The sequence below is a fragment of the Selenomonas sp. genome, from assembly GCF_052169755.1.
GTDB lineage: Bacteria > Bacillota > Negativicutes > Selenomonadales > Selenomonadaceae > Selenomonas.
The window spans coordinates 1-9,952 of the sequence record NZ_JBQNBV010000077.1 but is presented as its reverse complement, the minus strand read 5'-3'; the positions used below and the strand labels follow the sequence as shown (position 1 = coordinate 9,952).

Here is a 9,952-nt window from a genome sequence, read left to right as displayed (position 1 = left end):
ACGCCCGCCGCCTGAAGAGCCGCGCAGCGCTCTTCGGGCGCAGCGCGTGTCACGGCGACGAGCGTCTTTGCCGCGCCGTCGCGGGCGACCTTCGCCTCAAGCGGCGTGCGTGCGCGGCTGTCGATGATGACGCGCAAAGGATTTTTTCCCGTGCCGTCCGCCAGCCGCGTCGTCAGCGACGGATCGTCCGATAGCACCGTGCCGATGCCGACGACGATGGCATCCGTCACATCGCGCATCTCATGCACGCGCCGACGCGCCGCTTCTCCCGTGATCCACTGCGAATTTCCCGCCGCCGTCTCGATCTTGCCGTCGAGCGTCATCGCTGTCTTGAGTGTGACAAACGGCAGCTTCTCCGTCACCCATTTGAGATACGCTTCGTTGAGCAGACGCGCCTCTTCAGCAAGCACCCCTACCGTCACTTCGACGCCCGCCGCTTCCAGCAGAGCCTTGCCGCGCCCTGCGACGAGCGGATTCGGATCGAGCATGGCGGTGACGACGCGCCGAACGCCCGCTTTGATGAGCGCCTCGGCGCACGGCCCCGTGCGCCCGTGGTGCGAACACGGCTCCAGAGTCACATAGGCGGTCGCGCCACGCGCGAGATCCCCCGCCATAGCGAGCGCATGAACCTCGGCATGAGGCGTGCCCGCCTTGCGATGCCAGCCTGCGCCGACGACACGCCCCTCGCGTACGAGAAGCGCACCGACGAGTGGATTCGGCGACGTGCGCCCTCGCGCATTCTTGGCGAGCAAAAGCGCCTCACGCATGAAATCCTCATCGCACTGCATCTTCCCGCCCCCTTCCTGTTTTTCCGCACAAAAAAAGACCGCAAAAAGAACGCTCTTTTCACAGTCTCCGCAACGCAACTTGCACGTCTTTTCCCATCCAGACTATACTGTCGGCTTCGGAATCACACCGAATCTGCCCGAAGGCTCGCGGGCTGCAGAAAGCACGAACAACGCAAGCGCTTCCTTCACCGCCGGTGGGGACTTCCACCCCGCCCCAAAGACTGCTTCTCCAAAAGAAAGAATACCATAAGACTAGGATATTTGTCAAGAATATTCTCCCCTCTGCGATGAACCATGAAGCGTCGGAAACGGCTGGCTCCCATGTATTGCATAGAAGAATCCCCCGACAAAATGCTCGGGGGATTCTTCTATGCAATACACACTCATTCGTAGCGCAAAGCGTCGATCGGATCGAGTTTCGCCGCCTTTCTTGCGGGGTAGATGCCGAAGAAAAGCCCGATGCCGACGGCGAACGAGAAGGATACGAGAATAGGCATCGCCGTGATGACGGTCTTGAAGTCGCCGAAATGAGAGATGGCGACGGATGTGACATAGCCGAGACCGATGCCCAGAATACCGCCGACGACGCCCATGACAACGGATTCGATGAGAAATTGCAGCATGATGTTGCCAAACGTCGCGCCGAGAGCCTTTCGTATGCCGATCTCACGCGTACGCTCGGTCACGGAGACCATCATGATATTCATGATGCCTATGCCGCCGACGAGGAGCGAGATGCCCGCGATGCTTCCCAAAAGGATCGTCAGCATCGTCGTCTGCTGCGTCACCGTCTCAATGAGACTTGTGAGATTATTGACGGTGAAGTCGTTGTCCTTGCCATTTTGAATATGGTGCCGCTGGCGCAGGAGACTTTCCACTTCGCTCTGCACTTGAACGATCTTCGAAGCTTCCGTGACCTGCAAGTTAATCATCTGCACATGTGTGATGCCCAAGAGACGCTCCTGCTCTGTCATCAAAGGCACGATGACGACATCGTCCTGATCTTGCCCCATAGACGACTGGCCCTTGCTCGCAAGAACGCCGATGATTTTAAACGGCTGGTTGTGAATGCGGATGTTCTTGCCGATAGGATTCTGACTGCCGAAGAGATTCGCCGCGACGGTCGGACCAATGACGGCGACGCGCTGTCGCTTGTCGTTGTCCGTCTGCGAGATGAAGGTGCCGACGGTCAGCGTAAGCGATCGGATCGACATATACTCGGGCGTCACCCCCATGACAACGGTGTTCCAGTTTTGATTGCCATAGACGATCTGATAGGAACGCTGCACGATCGGTGAAACATAGTCGATATTTTTGATCTTCTTCTTGATCGCGACGGCGTCGTCGTACTTCAAGGTCTCACGCGATCCTGCCGCGCCGCGAATGCCGCCCGAGTTCGCCGCGCCGGGCGTGACGATGAGCATATTGCTGCCTAGGCTTGCCATCGAGTCCTCGACGTTGCTCTTGACGCCCATGCCGACGGAGACCATAGCGATGACGGCGGCGACGCCAATGATGATGCCGAGCATGGTAAGGGCGGAACGCAGCTTGTTCGCAAACAGTTCATGCAGGGCGATGGTAATGCTTTCCCAAATCAACAAAGCTCTGTCCCTCCTATATGACGTCCATCTGGATGCCCCTGCCCTCATCGCGCGTGATGAGACCGTCGCGCACGAGAAGCTGACGGCTTGCACAGGCAGCGATATCCGGCTCATGCGTGACGAGGATGATCGTGCGTCCGGCAGCATGGAGCTTTTCAAAAAGCTCCATGATCTCATGCGTTGATTTCGTGTCGAGGTTGCCCGTCGGCTCGTCTGCCATGACGATGTGCGGATCGTTGACGAGAGCGCGTGCGATGGCAACGCGCTGCCGCTGTCCGCCCGAAAGCTCGTTGGGCTGGTGATCGGCACGGTCGGAGAGACCGACGGCTTCTAAGAGGTGCATCGCCCGCTCGCGCCGCTCTTTGCGGCTGACGCCCGCATAAACGAGCGGCAAGGCGACGTTTTCTGCCGCGCTGCTTTTCGCGAGCAGGTTGAAGTTCTGAAATACGAAGCCGATTTTCTTGTTGCGCGTGAGGGCGAGCGCATCGTCGGAGAGGTGCGCGACCTCTTCGCCGTCGAGCTTGTACGACCCCTGCGACGGGCGGTCGAGACAGCCCAAGATATTCATGAGTGTCGACTTGCCCGAGCCGGACGGTCCCATGAGCGCTGCAAACTCTCCCTTTTTTATCGTGAGATCCACGCCGGCAAGAGCGGCGACGATCTGATCGCCCATAGGATAAAGCTTCTTGATGCCTTTAAGCTCGATGGTCGCCGGCTCCTTCGCCGCGATCTGGCTTTCTTTCATTTGCTCCATGATCTTCCCTTTCCGCCTGCGTTACATCGGCGGGTGACCGCCGCCAGCCATGACGAACTGCGGCTGCGTCGCCGTGTAGGAAATGGATACGATCTCACCCTCCATCAAGCCGTCGAGGATCTCCACATAATCATCGCTGTAGATGCCCGTCTGAACGGGGCGGTTCTCCTTTGTGCCGTCAGGCATTTCGACAACGACGTAAGAGCCGGATGCGTCCGTCTTGAGCGCGGCAATCGGAACTGCAAGAGCGCTGGGCTTCGTCGCCGTCTCGATCTCAAGACGCGCCGTCATAGCAGGAAAGAGAAGATTGTCCGGGTCATCGACGTCGAGCGTCACATAGTAATAAATGACGCTTGCCGTCGAAGTCGTCGTGCTGCTTGACGAGGACACGGTCTGCCATGTGTTCGCCGTATCGGTCTGACTGATCTTCGTGACGCGCGCCGTAAACGTCTTGCCTGAATAAGCATCGACGGTAAAGGTCGCCTGCTGCCCGATCTTGATGTTGCCGATGTCCGTTTCGTCAACCTTCGCCATGATCTGCTTCTTCGACAGATCAGCGATGCGCATGATGACGGTCGGATAGTCCGTTCCCGCCGTCGCCATCGTACCTGCCGTCTTGGGCTTGCCGACGACGATGCCGCTGATCGGAGCCTGGATGATCGTCTCGGCAAGATCGGATTCCGCTTCTTCGAGCACGCTCTGCGCGGCGTCATAGTTGTACTGCGCATCCTCGTAAGTTGCCTGCGGATTGGCGCCGATGCTGTAAAGGTAGGCTTCGCGGTCGTACTTCGCCTTGGCGTTCGTGACCTTGAACTGCGCCTGATCGCGCTTCGTCGCGAGTGACTTCGCGTCGAGCGTCGCGACCGTCTCGCCTGCCGTCACGATATCGTTTTCCTTCACGAGTACGCTCTTGAGACGTGCCGTGATCTTCGAGCTGACTTCGACGGAATCGACGGGAATGATCGTCCCCGTCGCCGATACCGTAGACTTCATCTCCACGCGCTCCACTCTCGCCGTCTCACCCGCAGTTTCCATCATCGCCTTTTCCGCCTGCTGCGCCTCATAGAAGCTATAGCCGCCGAAAGCGCATACCGCGAGAACAACGAGCGTCACAGCGATCTTCGCTTTCTTGCCGAAACTCTTCATGCCTTGCCTCCATTTCCGACTGCCGCTGCGGCTGCCGCCGTATCTGCCGACTCTTTCTCATCCGTCGCCTTTTCCTCGTATGCGGCAGGCGTTGCCTGCGTTTTTCCCGTCGATATATTTTCTGCACGGAAAGGAATGACCGTCGCATCCTGCCGCTCTTTTCGCGCTTTTTCGTTCTCTTCATAAGCGTGTACGGCATCCTTGCGGCTGATCTCAATTCTTGCAAGCGGTACGGCGTCCATAGCATCCGCCGCACGCTGCTCGCTCTTTGTAAGGCTCTGCCCCACGGCGCTTTCCACCTGCGCCTTGCCGCGTGCAAAGTCGTACTGTGCGCCGATATGGTTCAGCTCCGCCTTCGAAAGCGCGAGCTGCGCGTCGATGACGTCGAGCATGATTCCTTCACCCGCACGATACTTCTCTCGCGCGATGAAATAATCCTCCTTCGCCTTGTCGACGGCGTCCTGCGTCGAACGCAGACGGTTCTCCGCTTCCTTCATGCCGAAGTACGCCGCGCGAATGTCATAATCGACGTCGTTTTGATCCTTTTCGAGCTGCAATCTTGCTGCATCGAGCGCCGCCTCCGCCGCTTCAATACGCGCCTTTTTCCTGCCGCCGTCGAAGATGTTCCAATTCAGCTGAACCCCCGCCGTCACACCTCGGCTGTCGGACGAAGCTGGCTCGAATTCTTTGTTCGCCGAAGCGCTCAGGGAAAAGTCGATCTGCGGTGCATAGCCTGCCTTGACGACCTCGACGTCAAGCTCCCTGCGGACGACATCATATCTGTCGATCCAAAGCTCCTTGCGGCTCTTTGCGCCAAAGGCAAGACAGTCGGAAAGCGTCTGTGCAAAGGGGCTGTAGGCAGCGTCGTCGGTGAGATGAAGCGGCTCTTCCCGATGCATATTGACGAGATTTCGGAGCTTCGCCAAGCTGATCTCGTAATCATTCTGTGACTTGATGAGCGTCTGCTGTGCATCGGAAAGCTCGACGGATGCACGCAGCACATCCATGCGAGCCTTAGCGCCCGCTGCGAAAAGCTGTTCGACATTCGTCAGATGCGCTTGGTAGTTGTCGACGGCTGCCTGATTCACGCCAACGGTCTTTTTCGCCTGCAAGGCATTGTAATACGCCTCAATGACAGAAAGACGCAGCTTCTCCTCAGCACGCGCCGTCTTGAGCTGCGCCGTCAGAACGGCGATCTTCGCGCTGTCGATCCTGCCGCCGGACTTACCGCCGTCCCATAGATTGACGCTGCCCTTCAATGCCGCGTCCAGCCCTGAAGACGTCGTATTCCGGCGATCGCTCCAAGTCCTGCCGAGCGAATAGCCGCCCGAAGCGTTGACGGAAAAATCATCCTCTCCCTTCGCCTCGTCAAGCGCCGCTATCGCCGCAGTCTCCGCCTGCTTCGTGATCCGAAGATCCGCATTCTGCACAAGCGCCAGCTCGACCGCATCCGCAAGCGAAAGATCCGCCGCCGCAGCTACAGATGAAAAGCCGCAAAGAAACGCCCCTGCCATGAGAAGCGTCCAAGGCTTTTTTCGCCGTATTTTCATGTCTTTCTCTCCTCCCCGATGGGTGTACTTCTGCTCACGCTGCTTATTATATCGTCCTTATCTGCGTGTCACAATAAGAAAACGCTGAGTTTTAAAGGGATTTAACGATTTTTCGCGAATGCTTTATCTTGGAATCTCATCCATTGTACAGCATCATTTTCAAAATCCTTTCGTCAAATGGCAAAAGGGATCTCCACAGAAAAAGGCAGCGCATATACGCTGCCCATCCTCACGCCCCTGCCAATTTCTTCGCCTGCATTATGCCAAAGCCTTGATCTGTTCCCTCGCTATAGCGACATCTCTACAGCGCTGCTCATAAACCTGCCGATCAAACTCCACAAGCGTGACAAAGCACTCCGCATATTCAGCCGTATCGATATCGTTCACACGACTCGCCTTAGGATACGCCTCTTCCGCCACATTCTCAAGCAGGCAGCCGATCGCATCCTGCGCCATCCACATCGCAGTTTCCAGCGTATCTCCCTCGGTGAAACAACCGTCAATATCGGGTACTGTCACCGTATAGCCGCCCTCCTGCGCCGTTTCGAAGATGGCGGGATAATAGTGTTTCACGAATCATGCGCCCCTTTCCCATCACGCAGTTTTTCCAATAAACCTGCCTGTTTCAAAATTTTATGTTCCAACCCCTGACCCAATACTCCCGTATGTATCGGTACAATCGTCGTTTTTCCCGTTGCAATATTTTTCATCTTTTGATGTGACCCGGAGCTTGATGCTGCCGCTGCAAAGCCATGCGCTTCAAGCAATCGTATCATTTGCTTCGCCGTCATCGGCATTTGCATCACCTCGTATATATTATATCATGTATGGATTCTATGACCAAGATATATATTTCCTCATGAAAGGAAGTTTCTCTCCATGCCCGATCAAAAGTTTTCCCGTGCGCTGCAAATCCTTCGACAGACCTTCGGCTACCGGAGCTTTCGTCCTGCGCAGGAGACAGTCGTCAAAAGTCTGCTCGATGGGCGTGAGATGGTTGCCGTCATGCCTACGGGCGCGGGAAAGTCGATCTGTTTCCAAGTTCCCGCACTGCTCCTTCCGGGCGTCACGCTCGTCATCTCCCCTTTGATCTCGCTCATGAAAGATCAAGTCGATGCGCTCAAAGAAGCTGGAGCACCTGCGACGTTCATCAACAGCTCGCTGCCGCCGGCAAAAGCGCACGCACGGCTCGACGCCATCGCCAGCGGCGCGTACAAGATCGTCTACGTCGCCCCCGAGAGACTTGAGACCGACTTCTTCCAAGCCGTCCTAAAGAAGCAGACCGTTTCCTTCATCGCCGTCGACGAAGCGCACTGCCTGTCACAGTGGGGGCACGACTTTCGCCCGAGCTACCGCGCCATCGCGCCCTTCATCGCGGGTCTTTCCGAGCGCCCCCTGATCGGCGCATTCACAGCAACGGCGACGCCGCGCGTCAAGGATGATATCATCTCACTTTTAGATCTGCGCCATCCTGCGGTGCATGTTGCAGGCTTTGACCGCCCGAACCTCTTCTTCAGCGTGCTCACCGGCGTCGAGCGCAGGGATTTCGTCGCGAACTACCTGCGCACGCACCGCGATGACGCCGGCATCATCTACTGCGCGACACGCAAAGAGACGGACGCCTTGAGCCATTTCCTGCAGCAAAAAAAATTCGCCGTGCGTTCCTACCATGCGGGACTCAGCGACGAAGCGCGCACCAAGGCGCAGGACGACTTTCTCTACGACAACGTGCAGGCGATCGTCGCGACGAACGCCTTCGGCATGGGTATCGACAAATCCAACGTACGCTTCGTCATCCATTACAACATGCCAAAGAACATCGAATCATACTACCAAGAGGCAGGCCGCGCCGGACGCGACGGCGAGCCGGGCGAGTGCATTCTGCTCTTTTCGCCGCAGGACGTCATGACGCAGAAGTATCTGATCGACGTCTCGACCGAAGATGCGTCGCGCAAGGCGCACGAACTCGGCTGCCTGCAGAAGATGTCCGACTACTGCCATACGCCCGAATGTCTGCGCGCCTTTATCCTGCGCTACTTTGGCGAAAGCTCGCCCGCCGTCTCGTGCGAACGCTGTAGCAGCTGCAAGGGCGACTTCGAACGGCGCAATGTGACGATTGAAGCGCAGAAGATCTTTTCCTGCGTCTATCGTATGCACGGACGCTACGGCATGACGCTGACGGCGCAGGTGCTCAAAGGCTCCGCCGAGCAGCGCGTGCGCACGCTGCACCTCGACGCGCTGTCGACCTACGGCATCATGAAGGATCAGACGCTCGCTGCGATCAAACTCTCCATTCAGCGCTTCATCGCCACGGGCTATCTGACGCTCACGGAAAGCGAATACCCGCTTCTGCAGCTCGCCGAACCCGCCTACGCCGTCCTTCGCGGCAAAGAGCAAGTCTTTCAGAACTTCCCCAAGAAACAGAAAGAAACGCCCGTCGATCTCTCCCTCTTCGACTACCTGCGCGCGCTCCGAAAAGAACTCGCCGCACGCGACCAAGTGCCGCCCTACGTCATCTTCTCCGATGCGACGCTTCGCGACATGTGCCGAACGCTGCCCGAAACGCTTGACGACTTCCTGCATGTCAAGGGCGTCGGCGAAAGGAAATGCGAACGCTACGGCGAAGCCTTCCTCGCGTGCATCAAAGAACATCGCGCATAAAGACGGCGCAGAAGCTTTCATCACCGCCCCTGCGCCGCCTGTAGAAGCACACGAAAACGAACGCCTTACGCCACCTTGCGAAATACATGCAGTCCGATGAGAAGCTGGAAAAAGAGCAAAACAGCAAGCAGCGCAAAGGACGCCAGAAGGCTCGTGCTGTGTGCGATAAAGCCGATGGCGGCAGGTCCCATAAGCACGCCAAGATAGCCAAACGTCGATACAGATGCGACTGCTGCATTGAGCGGCATATCCTTTTGTCTGCCCATCAGTGAGAAGAAAATCGGCACGATATTCGCACAACCGAAGCCGATGGCAAAGAATCCCAGAAAGATGAGCGACGCAGCGGATGAACCAATCACGAGCAAAAATCCCGCGATGGCGATAAGCAAGCCAAAGAGAACGACGCGGCGCGCCCCCAGACGATTGACGACCGCATCACCCAAAAGACGCATGAGGAGCATCGCCGCCGAAAAAGAGGCAAAACCCGTACCTGCAAGCGATATGTCCATCGCGCGCACCTCCGTGAGAAATACGCCCGACCAGTCCATGACCGCGCCTTCAACCAGAAACGAAACACCGGTGATCAAGGCGATAAAAATGACGATTCCGCGAGGCACAGCGATCTTTTTGCCACCGGACGAACTCCTTCCCGCAAGCAGAAAGCGCGTGAAAGAAAGCGTCAACAGCACCATGAGAATAGATGAGCACGCCGTCGCACCCAAAGCTGTAAATCCGAATGAATGCCATACGGCAAAAAGCCCCGCACCCATGAAGCCACCCATGCTCCAAAGCGCGTGCATACCGCTCATCACACGCTTCTTCAAAAGCTGTTCGACGCGCACGGCATGAATGTTGACCGTGACATCAAGAATGCCCATCGCTGCACCGAACGCAAGAAGCGCAGGCACAGCGAGGCAGATGTCCCCCACCGCAGCGAGCGAAAGCAGAAGCGCGGCGAAAACGAGCGAATCGACAGCGAGCACCCGGCGACAGCCGAATCTTCCCGCCAAAAATCCGGCGATCGGCATCGTCAGAAGGGATCCGACGCCGATGCAAAGGAGCAGCAGCCCGAGTACATCCTCGGCGACGCCGAGGCGCGCTTTCAAAAGCGGCACAAGCGGCGCCCACGACGCCGTGCCGAAGCCGCCGACAAAGAAAAAAGCCTGATTGGCTCGATGCAGCAAGCTGCGCGAATGCTCAACAGGCAAATCATTGTGTTGCATAATCCTACCTCAATCCCAAACCCCACAGGGAAGTCAAACAAAAAATATATTGTCTAACAACGCCTGGGACATCTCATCCTGTTTTCAGTATAGCATCTTATAACGCATACAGCAAGCTGCGCGAAACGGCAGGGAAATGCGCGTAAAAGTCGAATAATAATACATATATACTACGTCCAAGGGAGGAATCATTCGTGACAACTGAGGATTTTGATGCACTCGTCGATCT

9 protein-coding genes and 1 riboswitch are annotated in these 9,952 nt (G+C 57.0%); of the genes, 1 reads left to right on the top strand and 8 read right to left on the bottom strand.

The annotated features are described in order from the left end of the window. From ribD to ACTTKG_RS06665, 7 genes are all read right to left on the bottom strand, one after another. On the bottom strand, positions 1 to 788 hold a 788-nt coding region (ribD, locus tag ACTTKG_RS06695; protein ID WP_442673459.1), incomplete at its 3' end, for a bifunctional diaminohydroxyphosphoribosylaminopyrimidine deaminase/5-amino-6-(5-phosphoribosylamino)uracil reductase RibD. A gap of 81 nt (positions 789 to 869) precedes the next feature. Further along, positions 870 to 1,014, bottom strand: a riboswitch (FMN riboswitch). A 157-nt stretch (positions 1,015 to 1,171) separates the two neighbouring features. Then, positions 1,172 to 2,389 (bottom strand): ABC transporter permease, encoded by a 1,218-nt coding sequence (locus tag ACTTKG_RS06690; RefSeq protein WP_442673458.1) that lies wholly within the window; start codon positions 2,387 to 2,389, stop codon positions 1,172 to 1,174. A gap of 13 nt (positions 2,390 to 2,402) precedes the next feature. After that, the gene (locus ACTTKG_RS06685) at positions 2,403 to 3,143 is read right to left on the bottom strand and encodes an ABC transporter ATP-binding protein (RefSeq protein WP_442673457.1); all 741 of its coding nucleotides are present in this window, start codon (positions 3,141 to 3,143) and stop codon (positions 2,403 to 2,405) included. A 21-nt stretch (positions 3,144 to 3,164) separates the two neighbouring features. Next, on the bottom strand, positions 3,165 to 4,289 hold the full coding sequence (locus ACTTKG_RS06680) for an efflux RND transporter periplasmic adaptor subunit (RefSeq protein WP_442673456.1): 1,125 nt from the start codon (positions 4,287 to 4,289) through the stop codon (positions 3,165 to 3,167). After that, positions 4,286 to 5,839: a TolC family protein gene (locus ACTTKG_RS06675; RefSeq protein ID WP_442673455.1), complete on the bottom strand. Its 1,554-nt coding sequence runs from the start codon at positions 5,837 to 5,839 to the stop codon at positions 4,286 to 4,288. The genes ACTTKG_RS06680 and ACTTKG_RS06675 overlap by 4 nt, the downstream gene beginning before the upstream one ends. A 258-nt stretch (positions 5,840 to 6,097) precedes the next feature. Continuing rightward, the gene (locus ACTTKG_RS06670) at positions 6,098 to 6,412 is read right to left on the bottom strand and encodes a type II toxin-antitoxin system HicB family antitoxin (RefSeq protein WP_442673454.1); all 315 of its coding nucleotides are present in this window, start codon (positions 6,410 to 6,412) and stop codon (positions 6,098 to 6,100) included. Further along, positions 6,409 to 6,636, bottom strand: coding sequence for a type II toxin-antitoxin system HicA family toxin (locus tag ACTTKG_RS06665; RefSeq protein WP_442673453.1), 228 nt, complete (start codon positions 6,634 to 6,636; stop codon positions 6,409 to 6,411). Before ACTTKG_RS06665 ends, ACTTKG_RS06670 begins: the two co-directional genes overlap by 4 nt. A gap of 82 nt (positions 6,637 to 6,718) precedes the next feature. On the opposite strand from ACTTKG_RS06665, the gene recQ reads away from it, so the two are divergent. Next, entirely contained in the window at positions 6,719 to 8,500 is a 1,782-nt protein-coding gene (gene recQ, locus ACTTKG_RS06660) for a DNA helicase RecQ (RefSeq protein ID WP_442673452.1), read from the top strand. A gap of 65 nt (positions 8,501 to 8,565) precedes the next feature. Here the strand turns inward: recQ and ACTTKG_RS06655 are convergent, their stop codons facing one another. Then, entirely contained in the window at positions 8,566 to 9,723 is a 1,158-nt protein-coding gene (locus ACTTKG_RS06655) for an MFS transporter (protein WP_442673451.1), read from the bottom strand. Positions 9,724 to 9,952 lie beyond the last annotated feature (229 nt).

Bases quoted from the DNA above. Each gene is read 5' to 3' on its own strand.
- ACTTKG_RS06680 (WP_442673456.1), bottom strand. From the start codon at position 4,289: ATGAAGAGTTTCGGCAAGAAAGCGAAGATCGCTGTGACGCTCGTTGTT.
- ACTTKG_RS06655 (WP_442673451.1), bottom strand. From the start codon at position 9,723: ATGCAACACAATGATTTGCCTGTTGAGCATTCGCGCAGCTTGCTGCAT.
- ACTTKG_RS06685 (WP_442673457.1), bottom strand. From the start codon at position 3,143: ATGGAGCAAATGAAAGAAAGCCAGATCGCGGCGAAGGAGCCGGCGACC.
- ACTTKG_RS06675 (WP_442673455.1), bottom strand. From the start codon at position 5,839: ATGAAAATACGGCGAAAAAAGCCTTGGACGCTTCTCATGGCAGGGGCG.
- recQ (WP_442673452.1), top strand. From the start codon at position 6,719: ATGCCCGATCAAAAGTTTTCCCGTGCGCTGCAAATCCTTCGACAGACC.
- ACTTKG_RS06665 (WP_442673453.1), bottom strand. From the start codon at position 6,636: ATGCCGATGACGGCGAAGCAAATGATACGATTGCTTGAAGCGCATGGC.